The organism is Microbulbifer sp. S227A (assembly GCF_049800935.1).
Genome location: NZ_JBNAFZ010000001.1, coordinates 410195 through 430831, shown reverse-complemented (window position 1 = coordinate 430831; position 20637 = coordinate 410195). Strand labels below are relative to the sequence as shown.

General features: G+C 64.5%; 17 protein-coding genes. 13 read left to right on the top strand and 4 right to left on the bottom strand.

Features of this window, described 5'->3' with window-relative positions; translation table 11 throughout:
• Positions 1–2: 2 nt before the first annotated feature.
• Positions 3–1424, top strand: a complete 1422-nt coding sequence (locus ACP15R_RS02065) for a TrkH family potassium uptake protein (RefSeq protein WP_424984705.1) — start codon at positions 3–5, stop codon at positions 1422–1424.
• Positions 1424–3034 (top strand): thiamine pyrophosphate-binding protein, encoded by a 1611-nt coding sequence (locus ACP15R_RS02060; protein WP_424984704.1) that lies wholly within the window; start codon positions 1424–1426, stop codon positions 3032–3034. The genes ACP15R_RS02065 and ACP15R_RS02060 overlap by 1 nt, the downstream gene beginning before the upstream one ends.
• Before the next feature lie 24 nt (positions 3035–3058).
• Here the strand turns inward: ACP15R_RS02060 and ACP15R_RS02055 are convergent, their stop codons facing one another.
• Both ACP15R_RS02055 and ACP15R_RS02050 read right to left on the bottom strand, forming a co-directional pair.
• A complete protein-coding gene (locus ACP15R_RS02055; protein ID WP_424984703.1) occupies positions 3059–3433 on the bottom strand; it encodes a glycine zipper family protein in 375 nt (124 codons plus the stop codon).
• A gap of 81 nt (positions 3434–3514) precedes the next feature.
• A complete protein-coding gene (locus ACP15R_RS02050; protein WP_424984702.1) occupies positions 3515–5266 on the bottom strand; it encodes a serine protease in 1752 nt (583 codons plus the stop codon).
• A gap of 199 nt (positions 5267–5465) precedes the next feature.
• On the opposite strand from ACP15R_RS02050, the gene ACP15R_RS02045 reads away from it, so the two are divergent.
• From ACP15R_RS02045 to glmM, 9 genes are all read left to right on the top strand, one after another.
• Positions 5466–6395: a glycine--tRNA ligase subunit alpha gene (locus ACP15R_RS02045; protein WP_424984701.1), complete on the top strand. Its 930-nt coding sequence runs from the start codon at positions 5466–5468 to the stop codon at positions 6393–6395.
• 37 nt (positions 6396–6432) lie between these two features.
• Entirely contained in the window at positions 6433–6966 is a 534-nt protein-coding gene (locus ACP15R_RS02040) for a DUF6446 family protein (RefSeq protein WP_424984700.1), read from the top strand.
• 15 nt (positions 6967–6981) lie between these two features.
• Entirely contained in the window at positions 6982–8193 is a 1212-nt protein-coding gene (gene gltS / locus ACP15R_RS02035) for a sodium/glutamate symporter (protein ID WP_424984699.1), read from the top strand.
• Positions 8194–8202: 9 nt separating this feature from the next.
• On the top strand, positions 8203–10356 hold the full coding sequence (gene glyS / locus ACP15R_RS02030; protein WP_424984698.1) for a glycine--tRNA ligase subunit beta: 2154 nt from the start codon (positions 8203–8205) through the stop codon (positions 10354–10356).
• Positions 10357–10446: 90 nt separating this feature from the next.
• The gene (locus tag ACP15R_RS02025) at positions 10447–12990 is read left to right on the top strand and encodes a putative PEP-binding protein (RefSeq protein ID WP_424984697.1); all 2544 of its coding nucleotides are present in this window, start codon (positions 10447–10449) and stop codon (positions 12988–12990) included.
• 185 nt (positions 12991–13175) lie between these two features.
• A complete protein-coding gene (locus ACP15R_RS02020) occupies positions 13176–13844 on the top strand; it encodes a cell wall hydrolase (RefSeq protein WP_424984696.1) in 669 nt (222 codons plus the stop codon).
• Positions 13845–14161: 317 nt separating this feature from the next.
• Positions 14162–15097 carry a dihydroneopterin aldolase gene (locus ACP15R_RS02015; RefSeq protein ID WP_424984695.1) on the top strand — a complete coding sequence of 312 codons (936 nt, stop codon included), beginning with the start codon at positions 14162–14164 and terminating at the stop codon, positions 15095–15097.
• A gap of 35 nt (positions 15098–15132) precedes the next feature.
• Positions 15133–16095: a dihydropteroate synthase gene (gene folP, locus ACP15R_RS02010; RefSeq protein WP_424984694.1), complete on the top strand. Its 963-nt coding sequence runs from the start codon at positions 15133–15135 to the stop codon at positions 16093–16095.
• A gap of 15 nt (positions 16096–16110) precedes the next feature.
• Entirely contained in the window at positions 16111–17472 is a 1362-nt protein-coding gene (gene glmM / locus ACP15R_RS02005) for a phosphoglucosamine mutase (protein ID WP_424984693.1), read from the top strand.
• A gap of 21 nt (positions 17473–17493) precedes the next feature.
• Here the strand turns inward: glmM and ACP15R_RS02000 are convergent, their stop codons facing one another.
• Both ACP15R_RS02000 and ilvC read right to left on the bottom strand, forming a co-directional pair.
• Positions 17494–18381: a DMT family transporter gene (locus ACP15R_RS02000; RefSeq protein ID WP_424984692.1), complete on the bottom strand. Its 888-nt coding sequence runs from the start codon at positions 18379–18381 to the stop codon at positions 17494–17496.
• Between the two features lie 172 nt (positions 18382–18553).
• Complete coding sequence (ilvC, locus tag ACP15R_RS01995; RefSeq protein ID WP_424984691.1) at positions 18554–19576, bottom strand: ketol-acid reductoisomerase; 1023 nt, start codon at positions 19574–19576, stop codon at positions 18554–18556.
• A gap of 137 nt (positions 19577–19713) precedes the next feature.
• Here ilvC and ACP15R_RS01990 point away from each other — a divergent pair, with 137 nt between their 5' ends.
• Both ACP15R_RS01990 and ACP15R_RS01985 read left to right on the top strand, forming a co-directional pair.
• Positions 19714–20169, top strand: a complete 456-nt coding sequence (locus tag ACP15R_RS01990; protein ID WP_424984690.1) for an Lrp/AsnC family transcriptional regulator — start codon at positions 19714–19716, stop codon at positions 20167–20169.
• On the top strand, positions 20166–20624 hold the full coding sequence (locus ACP15R_RS01985) for an Lrp/AsnC family transcriptional regulator (protein ID WP_424984689.1): 459 nt from the start codon (positions 20166–20168) through the stop codon (positions 20622–20624). The genes ACP15R_RS01990 and ACP15R_RS01985 overlap by 4 nt, the downstream gene beginning before the upstream one ends.
• Positions 20625–20637 lie beyond the last annotated feature (13 nt).

Sequence of the window (20637 nt, the reverse complement as noted above, 5' to 3'; positions counted from 1 at the left end):
ACGTGATCGGATTGCTTATCGCCATTCTCGGCGGGGCGATGCTGTTGCCGATGTTCACCGATCTCTATTACGGCAACGAACACTGGCCGGTGTTCTTTGAATGTGCGGTCATAACCGTTATGGCCGGCGGCGTCACCGCGCTCAGCTGCGCCAACGGGGTCAAGCAGGGGCTCACCATTCAGCAGATCTTTCTGCTCACCTCGGCGGTATGGGTCGCCTTGCCCCTGTTTGGCGCGCTGCCGTTGATGCTGGGGCAAACCCAGCTGTCCTTTACCGATGCCTATTTCGAATCCATGTCGGGCCTCACCACCACCGGGTCCACGGTGATCAGCGGTCTGGACGACCTGCCGCATGGGTTGCTGTTGTGGCGTGGCCTGCTGCAGTGGCTGGGCGGGGTGGGGGTTGTCGTGGTGGCGATGGTCTTCCTGCCCGAGCTGCGGGTTGGCGGCATGCAGATATTCCGTTCAGAAGCCTTTGATACAATGGGAAAAATCCTGCCCCGCGCCACCGAAATCTCAAGCCAGATCTCGGTGATCTACCTGGCCCTGACATTCGGCTGTATCGCCAGCTATGCGGCGCTTGGCATGGATATGTTTGACGCGGTGGTGCATGCGCTGACCACGGTTTCGACCGGCGGTTTTGCCAATTACGATGCTTCTTTCGCGACCTTCTCGGGGCCGCTGGAATATGTCGCGTCGATTTTCATGATCCTCGCGGCGCTGCCCTTTGTGCGCTATGTGCAATTGATGAACGGCAATTCGAACGCGATCTGGCGCGATCCGCAGATCCGGGCGTTTTTTGGCACCATCCTCGTTCTGGTGCTGGTCATGTGGGCGGAACTTCAGCGTATCTTTCCCCACCACTGGGAGCAGTCCTTTCGCGAGGCGCTGTTCAACATCACCTCGATCATCAGCGGTACGGGCTATGCCAGCGTCGATTACATGACCTGGGGGCCGCTTCTGGTGACGCTGTTTTTCCTGATCGGGCTGATCGGCGGTTGCGCCGGTTCGACAACCTGTTCGATCAAGATCTTCCGTTTCCAGCTGCTCTTTGCGTCAATCCGCGTACAGCTGCAACGCATCCGGTTGCCCAACGGGGTATTCATCCCGCGCTATGACGGCAAGCGGGTGGATGACGACGTGTTGAACTCGGTCATGTCGTTCTTCGTGTTCTTCATCGTCACCATCGGGATCGTCAGCTGGGCGCTGGCGATGACCGGGCTGGATTTCGTAACCTCGATCTCGGGGGCCGCGACCGCCGTTGCAAATGTCGGGCCGGGGCTTGGCGACATCATCGGCCCGGCGGGCAACTTTGCCACGCTCAACGATTCCGCCAAATGGATCCTGTCCTTTGCGATGCTTTGCGGGCGTCTCGAGCTGATGGCGATCTTTGTTATCTTTACCGTTCAATTCTGGAGGGCCTGATGCCTGACACCGCACCGTCCAATCGCCGCCCGCTTGGCGCGCAGATTTCCCACATGCTGCGTGATCGCGGCGTCGATGTGATCTTTGGCATTCCTGGCGTACATAACCAGGAAATGTATCGCGGCATCGAAGAGGCGGGGATCACCCATGTTCTCGCGCGCCACGAACAGGGGGCGGGGTTCATGGCCGATGGCTATGCCCGTGCCACCGGCAAGCCGGGGGTGGCCTATGTGATCACCGGACCGGGGCTCTGCAACATCATGACACCGCTGGGACAGGCGCAATCGGATTCGGTTCCGGTGCTGGCGATCTCGTCCTGTCTTGATGAGACCGCCGCGCGCAAGGGGCAACTGCACCAGATGAACGATCAGGAAGTCGCCGCCGCCACCGTGTGTGACTGGTCGGCGACCGCGCTCAGCGCACAGGCGGCCTATGGGCTGGTTGACCGCGCGCTCGAGGAATTCGAGAGCGACCGGCCCCGGGCCAAGCATATCCAGGTGCCGATTGCACAGCTTGAAGCGCTTGCCGATGCTGCCCCGGCCCCGAACATGCCGGCGAAACCCTGCACCGCAGGCCAGGCCGAGATCGCGCCGATCCTGTCGCTGCTGAACGTGGCACGGCGGCCGTTGTTCATCCTGGGCGGTGGCGCAAAGGGGGCCTTCTGGCGGCAGATCATGTCGCAAACCGGTGCGGCCTGCTTCACCACCTATGCCGGGCGCGGCTGTGTCGGGGCGGGGTATCCGCTTGATTTTGGCTCGACCCTTGCCCGCCCCGGAAGTGCCGACATCATCGCCAGCGCCGATCTGGTCATTGCCATCGGCACCGAGCTGGCCGAGGTGGATCTCTGGCGCGCGCATCTCGGGCACAAGGCGCCGCTGGTGCGGGTCGATCTGGACCCGACCTGCCTGTCGGACGCGCAACGGGCAACGGTCAAGATCCGCGCCGATGCGCGTGATGTTGCGGTGGCCCTGCAAGAGGCGACCGAGACCTTTGCGCCAAGGACCGGCTGGGATGCCAGGGAGGTTTCCGATGCCCGCGACCGCTGGCGCGCGGAAACATCGGCGGAACGTCCGGGCATTGCGCCGATCTGCGATGCGCTTGGCGAGGTGCTGTCAGCGGATACGATGATCTATTCGGACATGACGCAGTTTGCCTATGTCGCCAATGAAATCTGGCCCATGCATCGCCCGGGCCACTGGCACCATCCCAGCGGCTTTGGCACGCTTGGCTATGCGTTGCCCGCCGGTATCGGGGGGGCGGTGGGCCGTCCGGGCAAGCAGACCATGGTGATCATCGGCGATTACGGGTTCCAGTATACCGTGGCCGAGCTTGGGGCGGCGGTCGAACTGGGCTTGCCGCTGCCGATCCTGTTGTGGGACAATGGCAAGCTCAAGGAAATCGAAGACAGCATGACCCGCGCCCAGATCGCGCCCAACGCGGTGATCGCCCGCAATCCGGATTTCTGCAAGCTGGCCGAAGCCTATGGTGCCCGTGCCACGTCTCCCAAGACCTTGCAGGATTTGCAGAATGACGTGCGCGCCGCCTTTGCGGCGGATGGTCCGACCCTGATCCATGTCACGCCGGCGATCACCGGCACGGGTGGTATCTAGGGGCTGATCCCGTCGGGTGCGGGCCTAGCCCAGCACCCGGTAGCCGCGCCCGGACATGCAGTTGCGGACGATGTTCTCGCGGCTGTTGTTCTGGCGCGCGATGCCCGAGGCCAGACCGGCAATCGCGCCCACGGCGGCGGCTTCTCCGAGGTTGTCGCTGTTGCCGTTCCAGATCACCGTCGAGGCCGCACCGATCCCCGCGCCCGCGGCGGTCGAGCCGGCAACCCGCCCGTCCACGACACCGCCCGAGGCCGCGAGCTGCTGACAGGCGGCCAGATCGGACTCATAGGTTGGCCCCTTGGGGCCGTCGATCACCGGCGTGTAATTGGCTCCGCTTTTGGCGCACGCCGTCGCAATCAACAGCGCGGGGAGCATGGCGAGCGGGCGCGATCGTGACATTCCGGTTCTCTCCTTGGTCCCGTGCATGTCACCACACGGGACCGGCCATGTCCAAGAAAAACGGCGTGTTCCGTTGCGGCCCTAGTCCCAGCAGCTGACCAGAACGGTCATGCCCGACGCGATGCGGCTCACCTCGGCAGGGGCAAGATCGGTGTGTTCGGTATCGTCCTCGACGCTCAGCCCGGCGGTGTCCATGATGGAGCGGATGCTGTCCGCATCGGCGGCAAAGCTCACATCCGCAGGAAGTTGCTTGCCATCATCCGTGGTCTTGGGCAGCAGCATTCCCAGCACGCCGCCACCCGCGTCGAGCACCGGGCCGCCCGCGTCGCCGGGCAGGGCGTTCAGTGCCAGGCGGCTCATCCCGGTTTCGCCGCGCAGCCCTTTGACATCCGCCAGCGTGCCAAAGGTCAGGGTGGGCGCGCCCAGCTTGCCCTCATAGCTGAAGCCGGCCACCGCGATCTCGGATTGCAGCCGCCCCTTGGCAGCGCGGAACCGGGCCACCGACATCGGCGCCAGCGATTGCTGCGGGCGCAGCACCGCGATCCCCAGCCGTTCATCGCTGGTCACCAGGTCGGCCTGGTATTCCTCGTCCAGCGTGATCCGGGTGCAGCCCGCCGCCGCATCCGAGGTGGTGATCACCGTCCCCTTGCCATCGACGTAAAACCCGGACCGCGACAGGCGGGGTTTGCGGACCTCAAGCCCGGCCACCAGATCGACATCCTGCACCGTGTCGGCCCCGGCCGCGGGGTCCAGAACCCCCGGTGTCCGGCCAAAGCTGGCCTTCATCGCTTCGAGCACCCGCTGCCGGCGCGCCTCGTCGCCATTGGGCCAGATCAGGGTGAACCCCTTGATCTCGCCATTTTCAAGGCTGGCCTCGGTGTAAGAGGTAAATGTCTTGCCATGCCCTTCGAGGGTAAAGCTGTTCCGGCCACGCTGGCGCGCGCCGTCCAGCGGCACGATTTCCAGCGTCTGCATGATGTCATAGAGGCCAAACAGCGTCGATTGCGTTCCCGGCTGGCTGATCAGCAGCACCTTGGCCGCGAGCGCATCGCTGGTGGCCTCGTAATGGGCAAAGGGCGGCTCGTAGCGGTCAAAGCCGACAACGCCGGCGGGCAAATCCATCTCGATCCCGGCCCGGGCATCGCCAACACGGGCCATTCCCACGCTGATCAGCGGTTCGTTATACTGATCCATCAACGCCTTGCGCTGCGCGGTGGTCAGGATGCCGGTGGCTTCAAAGCCGTTATTCACCTGCCAGTCGGACATGGACCGGCGGGTGCCGCGCCCGAACGAGCCGTCGATGACCGAGTTGTAGAACCCTGCCGCGCGCAGGGCGATTTGCAGGTTCCGGCGCTCATCCGCGCTGAGCAGGCGTTCACTGCGCCGGGCCTCTGTGGGGGTCTCGTCCGACGGGGTGGCGACGACAGCGGGCGTATCCGCCTGTGGTTCGGCCTGCGCGACGGGCGCGGCCACGACACCATGGTTCAGGACGTTGGCCCCCTCGGGCCAGAACTGCGCCCCGAGATTGCGCGAATAGGCGATGAAGGAATCCGAGGGAATCAACCGGTCGCCGCGATAGACCTGAAGCACCCGTTGCGCATCCGCGGGCAAGTATGGCCCGAGCAGGATGCCATACCACGTGCCGCCCAGAGAAAAGCCGTTCACATCCGCGAGCCGCCCCGCGTAGTCCTGCGCGCGGGTTCGGGCCACCTGCAAATTCGGGTGCGCCTCGATCTGGACCCAGACGGCCTCTTCCTGCCCCTGTTGCGCCGAAACCGTGCCGCCCAGCATAGACGCAGCAACCAGCAGCGATGCGAAAAACTTCCTGACCATATAGACCTTGCCTCGAACCGTCTTGAATTTTCGGCACCTAAGCAGGAAACTCCGGCAATTGCCACGGGTTTCCGCCGGTGCGCCCGCGCTCTTTGCGGCGTTGACCCCGCTGTGCCACAGGCATAGGTAAAAGCCGCTTCTGTCGGCCATGTCGCCGGGGCAGGGGCGCCATTCTCCGGACCGCAACGGGACACGCCGCATGACCGACCAGACCACAGCCCCACGTTCCTTTCAGGACATCATCCTGAGGCTTCAATCCTACTGGGCCTCCAAGGGCTGCGCCATTATGCAACCCTATGACATGGAGGTCGGGGCCGGTACCTTTCACCCGGCGACGACGCTGCGTGCCCTGGGCAGCCAGCATTGGGCCGCGGCCTATGTTCAGCCGTCGCGCCGCCCGACCGACGGGCGCTATGGCGAAAACCCCAACCGGTTGCAGCATTATTACCAGTACCAGGTGCTGATCAAACCCAGCCCGCCCGATTTGCAGGCGCTCTATCTCGGGTCGCTGGCGGCCATCGGCATCGACATGGAGCTGCACGACATCCGGTTTGTCGAAGACGACTGGGAGAGCCCGACTCTGGGTGCCTGGGGGCTTGGCTGGGAGGTCTGGTGCGATGGCATGGAGGTGAGCCAGTTTACCTATTTCCAGCAGGTCGGCGGCCATGACTGTAGCCCGGTTTCGGGCGAGTTGACCTATGGCCTGGAACGGCTGGCGATGTATGTGCTGGGTGTCGAACACGTGATGGACATGCCGTTCAACGACCCGGACGCCCCGATTGCTCTGAGCTATGGCGACGTGTTCAAACAGACCGAACAGGAATACGCCCGCTGGAACTTTGACACCGCCAATACCGAGATGCTGCTGCGCCACTTCGAAGAAGCCGAAGAAGAATGCGCCGCGATCCTTGCCCAGCCCGCACAGGACCCCAAGACCGGCAAGCGGATCATCATGGCGCACCCGGCCTATGACCAGTGCATCAAGGCGAGCCATATCTTCAACCTGCTGGATGCGCGCGGGGTGATTTCGGTGACCGAGCGCCAGGCCTATATCGGCCGTGTCCGCGCCCTTGCCAAGCAATGCGCCGATGCCTTTGTGCAGACCGCCGCCGGTGGTCACGCCGCATGATTCATCCTGACCGCAATCGCGGCAATCGGGCGGCGTCATGACGCTGGGCCGGATTGTCATCGTGCTGCTTCTGCTGGCCGCGCTGGTGGCGGGGGCGGCGCTCTATTACTTGCAGATCTATGGCTATTACTATTCCGTGGACCCCGAGCCGGGGCGGGACGTGCTGCTGGTTTCGACCGCGCCCGAGATCCCCGAACCGATTGCCTATGACGGGTTCCAGGCCATCGATGCGGACAGTTCGCCGATCCGCTATCGCGCCTGTTTCACCACCGGCGCCCGGCCCGAAACGCTGGCGCGCGATCATGTCACGGTCGCCGGTGCGACCCCGCGCAACGCGCCGTTCTGGTTCGACTGTTTCGATGCGGAATATATCGCGGCACAGATCGAGGCCGGACAGGCGCGGGTGTTCCTTGGCGGCAAGAACGTGCATTATGGTGTGGACCGCCTCGTCGCGATCACCTCGGATGGGCGCGGTTTCGCGTGGAACGAGCTGAACAATTGCGGGGCCAAGGCCTATGACGGCACCGTCATCGGCGAGGAATGCCCGCCACTTGATCCGCCCAGCGACTGAGCCGGACCCGTCCAGATGAGCGCCAGCTACCTTGTCCCCGATTTCCTGACCGCAACGCTCGGCTTTGCCGTGTTCCTTGCGGGTGCGCAAACCAATGCGCGGGTGGGGCTGTTGCGGCGGTTCAACATCCCCGAACCGGTGACTGGCGGGCTGGCAATGGCGGTGCTGGTGCTGGCGGTCTATCTGGCCACCGGTGTGGAAATCAGCTTTGAACTCGCCACGCGGGATTTCCTGCTGGTGCTGTTCTTTGCCGGGATCGGCCTCAATGCCCGGTTTTCCGACCTGTTGGCCGGAGGCAAGCCGCTGGTTCTGCTGGCGATCCTGACGGTGTTGGCGATCCTGGCGCAGAACCTGATCGGTGTGCTGGGGGCGACCGTCTTTGGCTTTCCCGCGCAGACCGGCGTGATGTTCGGCTCGGCGGCGCTGATCGGCGGGCACGGAACCGCGATTGCATGGGCACCCGACGTGGCCGCTGCGACGGGGCTTGAGAATGTTGCCGAGCTCGGCGTCGCGGTGGCGACGCTCGGTCTGGTGCTGGCGGCGCTGATCGGTGGTCCGATTGCCGGGCACCTGATCGCGCGGTACAACCTGGCCCCCGATCGCCCGGACGAGGTCAACACCGTCGGCCTGGCCAGCGGCCCGGATGGCGACGACGCCGCGATCAACCACATGTCGATCATGCGGGTGCTGCTCTATCTCAATCTGGCGATCATTCTCGGTTATGTTCTGCATGGCGCGCTGGCGGCGGCGGGGGTCAAGCTGCCGCTCTTTGTGCCCTGCCTGATCATGGGCATCGCCATTGCCAACCTGCGCGCGTTGCTGTTTCCTCGTGCCCGCCCGGTGACGCGCACGCGGTCGCTGGCGCTGATCTCGGAATTCGCCCTTGGCGCGTTTCTCGCCATGTCGCTGATGAGCCTGCAACTCTGGACCATTGCCGACCTTGGCGTCGCGATTGCCGCCATCATGCTCGCGCAGACCGTGTTCACGGTGATTTTCGTGCGTTACCTGCTGTTTGAGCTGATGGGGCGGGGTTATCGGGCCGCCGTTCTCGCGGCGGGGTTCGGTGGCTTTGCCCTGGGCGCGACCCCGACAGCCATCGCCAATATGACCGCCGTGACCAAGCGCTTTGGCCCGTCGCCTATTGCCTTTGTCATACTCCCCCTTGTATCCGCCTTTATCGTCGATATCGCCAACGCGGTGATCATCCAGATGATCCTGAACTTCTGAGGACCAGCCATGCCCGACCTGCTCATTGAACTCTTTTCCGAAGAGATCCCCGCGCGGATGCAGGCCCGCGCCGCCGAGGACCTGAAAAAGCGCGTGACCGACGGGCTGGTCGAGGCCGGCCTGACCTATGCCGGTGCCGCTGCCTTTTCGACCCCGCGCCGCCTGACCCTCGCCATCGAGGGGATGCAGGCCGAGTCGCCGGCACTGCGCGAAGAGCGCAAGGGGCCGCGCGTGGATGCGCCGGAAAAGGCGATCCAGGGGTTTCTGCGCGGTGCCGGCGTGGCGCTGGATGATCTGGAGCAACGCGACACGCCCAAGGGCGCGGTCTATTTCGCGGTGATCGAAAAGCCGGGTCGCCCCGCCGCCGAGATCATTGCCGAAGTGCTGGAAACCACCATCCGCAACTTTCCCTGGCCCAAATCCATGCGATGGGGCAGCGGCACACTGCGTTGGGTGCGCCCCTTGCATTCGATCCTGTGCATCCTGACGGACGAGGCCGGCACCACCACCGTTCCGATGACGCTGGACGGGCTGGCGGCGGGCGACAGCACCGAGGGGCATCGCTTCATGGCGCCGGGGCGGTTCCCGGTCACTTCGTTCGAGGATTACGAGGCCAAGCTCAAACGCGCCCATGTCATGCTGAACCCTGCGGAACGGGCGGATCATATCTGGGCCGACGCCACCAATCTCGCCTTTGCCGCGGGGCTTGAGGTGGTCGAGGACAAGGGCCTGTTGGCCGAGGTGGCGGGGCTGGTCGAATGGCCGGTGACGCTGATGGGACAGATCGACGACGATTTCCTCGACCTGCCGCCCGAGGTTCTGCAAACCTCGATGCGCGAGCATCAGAAATTCTTTTCCGTGCGCAACCCGGCGACGGGGCGGATCGAGCGGTTCATCACCGTCGCCAACCGCGAAACCGCCGATCAGGGCGCGACCATCCTGGCGGGCAACCAAAAGGTGCTGTCGGCGCGTCTGGCCGATGCCAAGTTCTTCTGGGAAAACGACCTGCGGGTGGCCAGATCGGACATGGCTGTCTGGACGCAATCGCTGGAAAACGTGACATTTCACAACAAGCTGGGCAGCCAGGGCGACCGCATCCGCCGCATTTCGGCGCTGGCCCGCGAACTGGCCCCGTCGGTGGGGGCCGACGCAGATCAGGCCGGGCTGGCGGCAGAGCTGGCCAAGGCCGACCTGTCCAGCGAGATGGTCTATGAATTCCCAGAGCTTCAGGGACTTATGGGGCGGTATTACATCGAAGCCGCTGGCCATCCCGCCGAAATCGCCGCCGTGGCGCAGGAGCATTACTCGCCCCTCGGCCCCTCGGATGACGTGCCCACCGCTCCGCTCTCGGTTGCCGTGGCGCTGGCCGACAAGCTCGACATGCTGACGGGGTTCTGGGCGATTGACGAGAAACCCACGGGGTCCAAAGACCCCTTCGCGCTGCGTCGGGCAGCTTTGGGGGTGGTGAGGCTGATCCTGACGAAGGGCCTGAAACTTGGTCTCGTAGATCTGATCGAACTGCACCTGGATGGGGTTTTTGAAGCTTGCACAGCGGCACTGCGCAAGGAAGAGGGGGCAGTTGCCATCGCGCGCGCTTCGGTCAAAATGATTGATGGTCGGCAGGTTGACCAGAAAACAATGGACCTCCTCGCCTTCATCCACGACCGCCTCAAGGTCTACCTGCGCGATCAGGGCATCCGCCATGACATCATCGACGCCTGCATCGCAATGGCGGGCAATGACGATCTGAACCTGCTGGTCAAACGGGCGCGGGCGCTGAATGACGTGCTGGCGACCGAGGATGGCGAGAACCTGTTGCAGGGGTTCAAGCGCGCCAACAACATCCTGTCCCAGGCCGAGGACAAGGACGGGGTCGAATATTCCTATGGCGCGGATGTGAAGTTTGCCGAGGATGACAGCGAAAAGGCGCTGTTCGCGGCGCTGGACGCAGCCAAGGCCGAGATCGACCCGGCGCTGGCGGCGCAGGATTTCCCGACCGCCATGGCCGCGATGGCCGGGCTGCGCGCGCCGATCGATGCGTTTTTCGAGAACGTGCAGGTCAACACCGACAATCAGACCGTGCGCCGCAACCGGTTGAACCTGCTGAGCCAGATCCGCAGCATCTGTAGCTCGGTGGCCGACCTGACCCGCGTCGAAGGCTGACGACCGGGCGTACGCTTTCTCTTGCGCCGCCGCCCCCTGCGCCTATGCTGCGGCGCAGGAATTCCCTATGAGCGGCGGCGCAGAAAACCCATGCAAAACAACCCGCATACCACGCTGATCACCTCCGACGCGCCGCTGGCCGCGTCGACCCATGGGGGCCGCGCCAAATGTCTGCAACGGCTGGTGCGCCTTGACATGCCGGTGCCGCGCACCGTGGCGCTGTCGTTTGATGCGGTGCATCGCATCGCCGCCGATGAAATGCCCGATATCGTCGCCATTGTCGGCCAGTTCGAGCCCGAGACCCTGCTCTGTGTGCGCCCGTCCTCGGAAGACCCGGACTGGGGCGGGCCGGGGGCGGTGCTGAATGTGGGCATGAACGATGCGCGCTATGCCGAGCTGTGCAGCAGCCTGGGCGAGGATGCGGCGGCGGCGTTGTACCTGCGGTTCGTGCAATCCTATTCCTTTCACGTGGCGCGGCTCGACCCGGACATGTTCGACGGGGTTGCGAGCGACGGGGCACAGGGGCTGCGCGAGACCTTGCTGGCCTATGAAACCGAGACCGAAGAGCGTTTCCCGCAGGACCCGGCGGATCAGCTGGCGGCGGTGCTGCGGTCGATGGCGCGGGCCTGGGAGGGCACCTCGGCGCGATTGCTGCGCCAGGCCAAGGGTGCCCCGGCGGATGCGGGGCTGGGCCTCGTGGTGCAGGAGATGATCCCCGGCGTCGGGCAGGGCGAATGCGGCTCGGGGGTCTTGCAGCTGGTGGATCGCGAAACCGGCAAGCCGCAGATCACCGGCCGCTACCTGAGCCAGAGCCAGGGCCGCGATGCGCTTGGGGCCGGAAGCGAGGCGCTGTATCTCGAGGTGGACGAACGCGGCCCGTCGCTGGCCGAGGCCGCGCCCGAAGCCTTTGCCGATCTCAAGGACCACGCCGCCCTGATGAGGCGCAAGCTGCGCGAAGAGATGCAGGTGGAATTCGTCATCGGCGACGGGCAGGTGCATATTCTGGACGGGGTGCGGGTATCGCGCAGCAGCCGCGCGGCGGTCAGGATCGCCGTGCAGCTGGCCCGCGACGGCATCATCACGCCGCAAGAGGCGGTGATGCGCATCGACCCGCACGCGGTGACCGAGCTGTTGCACCGGCAGGTGGCACCCGATGCCAGGCGGGACGTGTTGGCCACCGGCATTGCCGCCAGCCCCGGCGCCGCGACCGGGCGGATTGTCTTTACCTCGGCCGAGGCACAGTCATCCGCCGCGCGGGGCGAGGCCTGTATCCTGATCCGCCGGGAAACCTCGCCCGAGGATATCCGCGGGATGCACGCCGCCGCCGGGGTGCTGACCGAACGCGGCGGCATCACCAGCCACGCGGCGGTGATCGGGCGCGGGCTGGGCCTGCCCTGCATCGTGGGGGCGTCGACATTGCGCTTTGTCACCGGCAAGCGGCAATTGATCGCGCCCGATGGCCGGGTGTTGCGTGCCGGTGACATCATCACCATCGATGGCGGCAATGGCCAGGTGCTCGCGGGGGAACCGGCGATGATCGAGGCGGCGCTGGACGATGCGTTCCAGACCTTGATGGGCTGGGCGGACGATGCACGCGACATCGGCATCCGCGCCAATGCCGACAGCCCCGCCGACGCCCAGACCGCGCGCAATTTCGACGCGCAGGGCATCGGGCTGTGCCGGACCGAGCACATGTTTTTCGATCCCGGCCGGATGACGGTCATGCGCGAGATGATCTTTGCCCAGACCTCTGCCGGTCGCGCGGCGGTGCTTGAGCGGCTGCTGCCCATGCAGCGCGACGATTTCATGCAGCTGTTTCGTATCATGCAGGGCAAGCCGGTCTGCATTCGCCTGTTCGACCCGCCGCTGCACGAGTTCCTGCCCAACACCAAGTCGGGGCAACGGGAGCTGGCCGAGGCGCTGAACCTGCCGGTCAGCGACGTGGTGCGGCAGGTCGAGGCGATGGAGGAATACAACCCGATGCTGGGCCTGCGCGGGGTGCGGCTCGGGGTGACGGTGCCCGAGATCTACGACATGCAGGCCCGTGCGATCTTTGAGGCGACGCTGCGCGCCAGCGAAGATGGCGAACCGGTGGTGCCCGAGATCATGATCCCGCTGGTGTCGGCCCGCCGCGAGGTCGAACTGGTCAAGAAACGGGTCGATGCGGTGGCCGCCGCGGTGCGCGCCGAGCAGGGCAAATCGTTCAACTATCGCCTTGGCGTCATGGTCGAGACCCCGCGCGCCTGTCTGCGCGCCGCCGAATTCGCGCCCTACACGTCGTTTCTCAGCTTTGGCACCAATGACCTGACCCAGATGACCTATGGGCTGTCGCGCGACGATGCCGGGCGGTTCATGTCGGATTATGTTCAACAACATGTCTTTCCCGAAGACCCGTTCCATGTTCTGGATACCGAAGGCGTTGGCGAATTGGTGCAGCTGGGGGCCGAGCGGGGCCGGGCCAGCAATCCGGGCCTGACCCTGTCGATCTGCGGCGAACATGGCGGCAATCCCGAATCCATCGATTTCTGCCGGGCGGCGGGGTTTGACTATGTTTCCTGTTCGCCGTTCCGGGTTCCCGTGGCCCGGCTGGCGGCGGCGCAACTGGCTATCGCGGACAAGCTGGCGGGAGGTTGAAGCGGGAAATTGCCGCAAATCCCGCCGCGTGCGGGGCTGACTGACTCAAATACGGGCAGTTCATACGCGAAAATCCGCTTGCAAAATCCACAAAACTGGATCTTGCACAAAATTTTGTCTATGGCCTGCCCTGCGCTTGTCGCGGGAGGGTCCGGCGCGGATCGTTCTTTGGGGATTTGTACAAAATGCTTCGCTTGAAAACCGCAATCGCGGCTGCCTGCCTTTTTGCGATTGGAACCGGCCTTGCGCCCGACGCGGCCCATGCCGATGTCAAACGCGCTGACCCTGTCGAAGAGACACAGGAACGCACCAAGACCAAGCGCATGGGACTTGGCCCATACCTGAAATCGCTGCTGACCGCTTCACAACCGCGGGCCGAGATCAAACCGATCACCGCGACCTTTTCCAGAAGCTGGATTGACAGCCAACCGCCTGCCAGCGGTGGCGAGCAATGGCGCTGCCTGTCCGAGGCGCTGTATTTCGAGGCGCGCGGGGAAACCGTCAAAGGTCAGTTCGCCGTTGCGGAAGTGATCCTGAACCGGGTCGAAAGCAGCCGCTTTCCCGATTCCGTTTGCGCGGTGATCAACCAAGGCACCGGACGCCGCTACCAGTGCCAGTTCACCTACACATGTGACGGCCACGAGGAGATCATCGCAGAGCCGGGGGCGTTTCGCCGGGTCTCCAAGGTGGCGCGTGCCGCAATCGACGGGGTCAGCAGCGAGTTGACCGACGGCGCAACCTATTACCACACCAACGCAGTGCGCCCGTCCTGGTCGCGCCGGTTCCAGGAAACCGCGCGTATTGGTGTGCACGTTTTCTATCGCCCGGGGATCCGCACCGCGAGCAGCGAGTGATCCCAGCGGCGCGATGCCGCCATACGGCGTCGTCAGGGGCGGCCATCCTGGAGGGGGTTTCCGCAAGGAAATCATGAGATGGGCCGCAGACCCTGAAACGACGCACCGCACCGACCGCCACCCTGGTGATGCCGGACGGTCAAGGCCAGCGGTCATGAGCTTGGGAGGGTTCATGGGCGCTGGCCTGCTTTTCTCCTGGCCTCCACACGGTTGCCACATCCGGGCCGATTGGCGGCTGGTCGTGGCTTGCCCGTGCTGCTAGGTTGGCCGGTAAACCCGGCGTGCCCCTGTTTCGGGCACAAACATAAGGCTCCCTGATGACTTCTGAAATTCGCCTCGCTTTCGCGCATCCTTCCGAGCGCGCCGAAGCAACCGCCTCGCAGGACCCGCTGGACCGGATATCGTTGCGCGATCACATCGTTGCGGTCGATATCGGCGCATTCCAGGCCGAGCGCGGCAAGAGCCAGCGGATTTGTTTCAACGTGGTGGTCGAGGTACAGCCGCTTACCGGGCCGATCGACGATGATGTCGACCGCATCCTGTCCTATGACAAGGTAACAGAAGCGATCCAGCATGAGCTGGCCGAAGAGCGGCTCAACCTTCTGGAAACCCTCGCGGCGCGGATTGCCGAGCGCATCCTGCTGGAACCCCAGGCAATGCGGGTGTTCGTGCGGGTGGAAAAGCTCGACCGGGGGCCGGGTGCCCTTGGGGTCGAGATCGTGCGCGGTCGCGACCAGATCGCGCCAGAGGGCTTGGACAGTGCCGCGCATGACGATGACCGCCCGCATCCGCGCCTGACCTACCTGTCAAACCGCGCCATTGCATCCGATAACCTGTCGGGCTGGATCGACCAGCTTGCCGGGGGGGATCGCCCGCTGGTGTTGTGTGTCGGGGCGCATGAGCAACCGCGCCCGATGACCGGGCACAAGATGACGCAACGCCGGATCGACCTGCTGGCCATCGAACAGAACGCCTGGGCGCTTGCCGCGCGTGATCTGCGCTGCAAGGTGGTGTCGACGCGAACCGAACTCGACTGGGCGATGAAGAATGGCCAGATCTGTGTCTGGGCCCCGTCCAAGATCGTGCTCGATGCGGTTGACGGCCCCTCTGCCGCGCCGTCCGATGCGGTGGCGTTGGCGGCGTGGTTCGCGGCAACCTTTGCCGCGGACGAGATGCTGGTGATTGGCGCGGACCTGCCGGAGGACGCGGGCGTGCCCCTGCGCGCGGTGCCGGTCGAGCAGCAAATCCTGTGACACAGGCCGCGAGACCGCTGGTCCAGCATGGACGCATGAGACCCGGCGACGCGGTGCCGTTGGCGGGTACGCCGCATCTGTGGTTCACTCATGCCGAGATCCATGCGCGCAACGTGCCGCCCCGTGTCGTGCAGGTGCGCGATCTGCCTCGGGAGTTGCTCGAAAACCTTACCGCGCCGCGTGCGCCGGTGATGGGGCTCGACATGACCGGGCCGCAGATCATGGGTATTCTGAACGTCACGCCAGACAGCTTTTCCGACGGCGGGCGGCACAACACGCTAGATGCCGCCCGCGCGGTGGCGCAGGACATGGTGCGGTCCGGGGCGACGATCATCGATATCGGGGGCGAATCGACCCGTCCCGGGGCCGACACCATTGATGATGATATCGAAACAAAGCGTACGGCGCCGGTGATTTCCGCCCTGATGCGGGAAACCGATATGCGGATTTCCATCGATACCCGCAAATCCGCCGTTGCGCAGGCGGCCATCGCGGCGGGCGCGTCGATGGTCAATGACGTGGCCGGTTTTACCTATGATGCCGCGCTTGGCCCGCTCTGCGCCTCTGCCGGTGTGCCGATCTGCATCATGCACGCGCTCGGCGATCCGGCGACGATGCAGCAGGACCCGCGCTATGATAACGTGTTGCTGGATGTCTATGCCTATTTGCAGGACCGCGTGACCGCGCTGGAGCGCATCGGGATCTCCCGTGATCGCATGGTCATCGATCCGGGGATCGGCTTTGGCAAGACCGAGGCGCATAACCTTGCGCTATTGCGCAATATCGCCCTGTTTCACGGCCTCGGCTGCCCGATCCTGCTTGGTGTGTCGCGAAAGCGGTTCATCGGATCGATCGGCCAGGCTCCGGAGCCTGCCAGCCGTGCGCCCGGTTCCATCGCCGTGGGGCTTGCCGCGCTGGCGCAGGGTGTGCAAATCCTGCGGGTACATGACGTGGCCGAGACGGCGCAGGCCCTGCGTCTCTGGGCGGCAGCGAGATAGCGACAAGGACATCTGATGCGAGAATTGTTTGGAACCGACGGCGTTCGTGGCAAGGCCAATGTTCATCCGATGACCGCCGACATGGCGTTGCGGATCGGGGCCGCGGTGGGGCGGTACTTTCGGCGCGAGGCCGGTGGCGTGCATCGGGTGGTGATCGGCAAGGATACACGCCTGTCTGGCTACATGTTCGAGAACGCCCTGACCGCCGGGCTGACATCGACCGGCATGAACGTGCTGCTGCTCGGCCCGGTGCCGACACCGGCGGTGGGGCTGATGACCCGGTCGATGCGGGCCGACCTGGGGGTGATGATCTCGGCCAGCCACAACCCGGCCGAAGACAATGGCATCAAGTTCTTTGGACCCGATGGCTACAAGTTGTCGGACCAGGTCGAGGTCGAGATCGAGGCGTTGATCGGCCAGGGGGTGGAGCCGGCGCAGGCAATGAATATCGGGCGTGCCAAGCGTATCGACGATGCCCGGTTCCGCTATGGCGAGCGGGTCAAATCCTCGTTGCCGCGCGACCTGCGGCTGGACGGGCTGAAGGTGGTGATTGATTGCGCCAACGGGGCCGCCTATCGCACCGCGCCGGAAACCCTTTGGGAACTTGGGGCCGAAGTGATCCCGGTGGGGGTGTCGCCCGACGGGCACAACATCAACCGGGGTTGCGGATCGACCAAACCGCTCGCGGCGGCGGAAACGGTGGTGGCCCATGGGGCCGATGTGGGAATCTGCCTGGACGGCGATGCCGACCGCGTGATCCTGATCGACGAAACCGGCACCATCGCGGATGGCGACCAGCTGATGGCGCTGCTGGCCACGCGCCGCGCCGCCGAGGACCAGCTTGCCGGCGGGGCGTTGGTGGCGACGGTGATGTCCAACCTGGGCCTTGAGCGCCACCTTCAGGCACAGGGGTTGCGGCTCGAACGGACCGGGGTGGGGGATCGCTATGTGGTCGAACGCATGCGCGAGGGCGGCTATAATCTTGGTGGTGAACAATCGGGCCATATCGTGATGACCGACTATGCCACCACCGGTGACGGGTTAATGGCGGGGCTGCATTTCCTGGCTGAAATGGTGCGCTCGGACACCCCGGCAAGCGTGCTGGCGCGCCAGTTCGAGCCGGTTCCGCAATTGCTCCGCAACGTGCGCTATGGCGACGGGCAGCAGCCGCTGGAATTGCCATTGGTGCAGAGCGCGATTGCCGATGCCGAGGCCGAGCTGCGGGGCAAGGGGCGATTGCTGATCCGCAAGTCGGGCACCGAACCGTTGATCCGGGTGATGGCCGAATGCGAGGATCCGGCGATGCTCGAGCGCACCGTGGACAGTATCGTTCAGACGGTGAGCGACGCGGTTGGCTCGGACGCGGCGGCGCAATAGGGCGCAAGCCGCGATCGTGGCTCAACCCTGCGGGCCAGACCGCGCGAACAGTCGTCGCAACGCGCCGTATTGGCTGAGCCCCATCCCGCCAAGGATCAGGACCATCGCCAGCATCAGGCTATGGGGCAGGGGTTCGTGCAGGAACGCCGCCCCCAGGATGACCGACCAGAGCGGCACCTGGTAATTGGTCAGCCCCATGAAAACCGGCCCGGCGCTGCGGATGACCAGAACCCGCAACAGGTTGGCCGCCGCCGTGGGGATCAGCCCAAGCACCGCGAGATAGAACAGCGTCTCGTTCGGCGGACGGGGTGGCAACCCTTCGACAACCAGTGCCGCGGGCAGGACCAGGCCCGCGCCGATCACCAGTTGCAGGGCGGCAAGTGCGTAGGGGTCGATCGGAGGCAGCTTGCGCATCATGACCGAACTGATCGCATAGCACCCGGCAGCAGAGAGACAGGCCATGCGACCCCAGCCCTCAAGCGCGGTGCCGGTGCTGTCAAGGGCCTGCCCACCGATCAGCACCACGACCCCGGCAAAGCCGATGAGGAACCCCAATGTCCGGCGCGGTGTCATGCGCTCACCGGGGATCAGGACATGGGCCAGCGGCAGCACCATCAGCACCACCGCCGCCATCGACACCCCGGCAAAACCGCTTGTGACATGTTGCTGCCCCCAGCTGAGCAGCATGAAGGGCAGGGCGCTGCTGAGGATCCCGGTGATCGCCAGCGCCCCCCATGCGGTCTGGTCGCCAAGCCACAAGCGCCCGCCCATCATCCGCCAGATCGCCAGGGTCAGCATCGCGGCAAACCCGATCCGCGCGGTGGCGAGCCAAAACGGCGTGATCCCGCGCAATGCCAGCTCGATCACCAGGAACGTGCCGCCCCAGACCAGCCCCAATGTGGCGATCATGGCCCAGCTCCTGGCGGTGATGTCGGGGCGGGATTCCATTCAGATCAATACCTTGTTGTGTCGTGGTTGCGTGCCACATGCCCTGAAACAACGAGACCCCGGCGCCGGGCCGGGGTCAAGAAGGAACGCTTCGATGCGGATCGAAGGGTGCGCGAACGCACCCTGAACCGGATCAGTTCTTTTCTTTGTCGACCATCTTGCCGGCGCTGATCCACGGCATCATGCCGCGCAGCTTTTCGCCAACCTGTTCGATCTGATGTTCGTCATTCAGGCGGCGTGTGCCTTTGAAGAACGGCTGGCCAACCTGGTTCTCCGCCATGAAGTCGCGCACGAACTTGCCGGTCTGGATGTCGCTCAGAACCGCTTTCATCCGGGCCTTGGTCTCGTCATAGGGCAGGATGCGCGGACCGCTGACATATTCGCCGTATTCCGCGGTATTCGAGATCGAGTAGTTCATGTTGGCGATGCCGCCTTCATAGATCAGGTCGACGATCAGCTTCACTTCGTGCAGGCATTCGAAATAGGCCATTTCCGGGGCGTAACCGGCTTCGACCAGGGTTTCAAAGCCCATGCGGATCAGTTCGACCAGACCGCCACAGAGCACGGCCTGTTCACCGAACAGGTCGGTTTCGCATTCCTCGCGGAAGTTGGTCTCGATGATGCCCGAGCGGCCGCCACCGATGGCCGAGCAATAGGACAGGCCGATTTCCAGCGCCTTGCCCGATGCGTCGTTGTTGACCGCAACCAGGCAAGGTACGCCGCCGCCCTTGGTGTATTCACCGCGCACGGTGTGGCCGGGGCCTTTGGGGGCCATCATGATGACGTCGACGCCCGGCTTGGGCTCGATCAGGCCGAAATGCACGTTCAGGCCGTGGGCAAAGGCAATTGCCGCGCCTTCGCGGATGTTGTCATGCACGTATTTCTTGTAGGTCTCGGCCTGCAATTCGTCGGGCATGGTGAACATGATCAGGTCGGCCCATGCGGCGGCTTCGGCGATCCCCATGACCTGCAGGCCCTCGGCTTCCGCCTTGGCGGCACTGGGGCTGCCTTCGCGCAGTGCGACGGCCAGGTTCTTGGCACCGGAATCGCGCAGGTTCAGCGCGTGCGCGTGCCCCTGGCTGCCATAGCCCAGAATGGCCACTTTCTTGTCCTTGATCAGGTTGATGTCGCAATCGCGATCATAATACACGCGCATCTTGGCGTTCCTTTTGCTGTCATGTCTTCTGGGTGGGGTGTATCCGGCGAGGCGCAGGAATGGCAGGGGGGCGGGGTAGATATTTGGGCCGAATTTTGCGATAGTTATTCCCGGAATGGATAATTGGTGAAAAATTCATGCTTGATGATCTCGACCGTCGCCTGTTGCGTCTGTTGCAGCAAGAGCCGACCCTGACCAATGCCGAACTGGCGAACGCGACCGGTCTGAACACGTCCAAGGTGTTCCGCCGGATCGAGAAGATGCAGGCGCAGGGGCTGATCCTCGGGAAAGAGGCGGTGATCGACTGGGCGGCGCTTGGTTACACGGTTGAGGTGAGTCTCAGGGTCACGCTGGACAAGACCCAGCCCCGCGCCTTTGACGATTTCATCGCGGCGGCGCGCGAGGTGCCCGAAGTGCTCGAAATCCAGACCTTCCTGGGGCGTGTGGACGTGCGGCTTTCGATCATCGCCCGTGACATGGCACAGTACCAACAGGTCTACCGGACCCGGATCCTGAACCTGCCGCATATCGCCGATATCGAGGCGCTGATGCACCTGTCGCGTATCAAGAGCAACGAGGCGCTGCCCATATGATCGAACTTGATGACACCGACCGGGAAATCCTGCGCGCCCTGAGCCAGGATGCCAGCCAGAGCGCCGGGGCAATTGGTCGTCGGCTGGGCATGTCGCAACCCGCCATCTGGCGGCGGATCCGGCGGCTTGAGACGGAAAAGGTGATCAAGGGAACGCGGCTGCGGCTGAATGCCGAGGCGCTTGGTTTTGGCGTCACGGTGTTCCTTGGCGTCAAGCTGGCCCGCAAGGGACAGGTCAGCCTTGACGATTTCGAACGCGCGGTCAGCGCCATCCCCGAGGTGCAGACGGTCGAGCATGTGCTGGGGCTCTATGATTTTCGCCTGCGGGTTGTGGCACGGGATTTGTCCGATTTCGAACGGGTGCTGCGCCGGCGGATCATGACCCTGCCCGGCGCGGGTGAGGTCGAAGCCAATGTCCTGCTGAGCGAAGAGCGCCGCCCGGGCCCCGTCGGTTAGGCGGGCGGGCGGA

Bases quoted from the DNA above. Each gene is read 5' to 3' on its own strand.
- ACP15R_RS02060 (WP_424984704.1), top strand. From the start codon at position 1,424: ATGCCTGACACCGCACCGTCCAATCGCCGCCCGCTTGGCGCGCAGATT.
- ACP15R_RS02055 (WP_424984703.1), bottom strand. From the start codon at position 3,433: ATGTCACGATCGCGCCCGCTCGCCATGCTCCCCGCGCTGTTGATTGCG.
- ACP15R_RS02050 (WP_424984702.1), bottom strand. From the start codon at position 5,266: ATGGTCAGGAAGTTTTTCGCATCGCTGCTGGTTGCTGCGTCTATGCTG.
- ACP15R_RS02045 (WP_424984701.1), top strand. From the start codon at position 5,466: ATGACCGACCAGACCACAGCCCCACGTTCCTTTCAGGACATCATCCTG.
- ACP15R_RS02040 (WP_424984700.1), top strand. From the start codon at position 6,433: ATGACGCTGGGCCGGATTGTCATCGTGCTGCTTCTGCTGGCCGCGCTG.
- gltS (WP_424984699.1), top strand. From the start codon at position 6,982: ATGAGCGCCAGCTACCTTGTCCCCGATTTCCTGACCGCAACGCTCGGC.
- glyS (WP_424984698.1), top strand. From the start codon at position 8,203: ATGCCCGACCTGCTCATTGAACTCTTTTCCGAAGAGATCCCCGCGCGG.
- ACP15R_RS02025 (WP_424984697.1), top strand. From the start codon at position 10,447: ATGCAAAACAACCCGCATACCACGCTGATCACCTCCGACGCGCCGCTG.
- ACP15R_RS02020 (WP_424984696.1), top strand. From the start codon at position 13,176: ATGCTTCGCTTGAAAACCGCAATCGCGGCTGCCTGCCTTTTTGCGATT.
- ACP15R_RS02015 (WP_424984695.1), top strand. From the start codon at position 14,162: ATGACTTCTGAAATTCGCCTCGCTTTCGCGCATCCTTCCGAGCGCGCC.
- folP (WP_424984694.1), top strand. From the start codon at position 15,133: ATGAGACCCGGCGACGCGGTGCCGTTGGCGGGTACGCCGCATCTGTGG.
- glmM (WP_424984693.1), top strand. From the start codon at position 16,111: ATGCGAGAATTGTTTGGAACCGACGGCGTTCGTGGCAAGGCCAATGTT.
- ACP15R_RS02000 (WP_424984692.1), bottom strand. From the start codon at position 18,381: ATGATCGCCACATTGGGGCTGGTCTGGGGCGGCACGTTCCTGGTGATC.
- ilvC (WP_424984691.1), bottom strand. From the start codon at position 19,576: ATGCGCGTGTATTATGATCGCGATTGCGACATCAACCTGATCAAGGAC.
- ACP15R_RS01990 (WP_424984690.1), top strand. From the start codon at position 19,714: ATGCTTGATGATCTCGACCGTCGCCTGTTGCGTCTGTTGCAGCAAGAG.
- ACP15R_RS01985 (WP_424984689.1), top strand. From the start codon at position 20,166: ATGATCGAACTTGATGACACCGACCGGGAAATCCTGCGCGCCCTGAGC.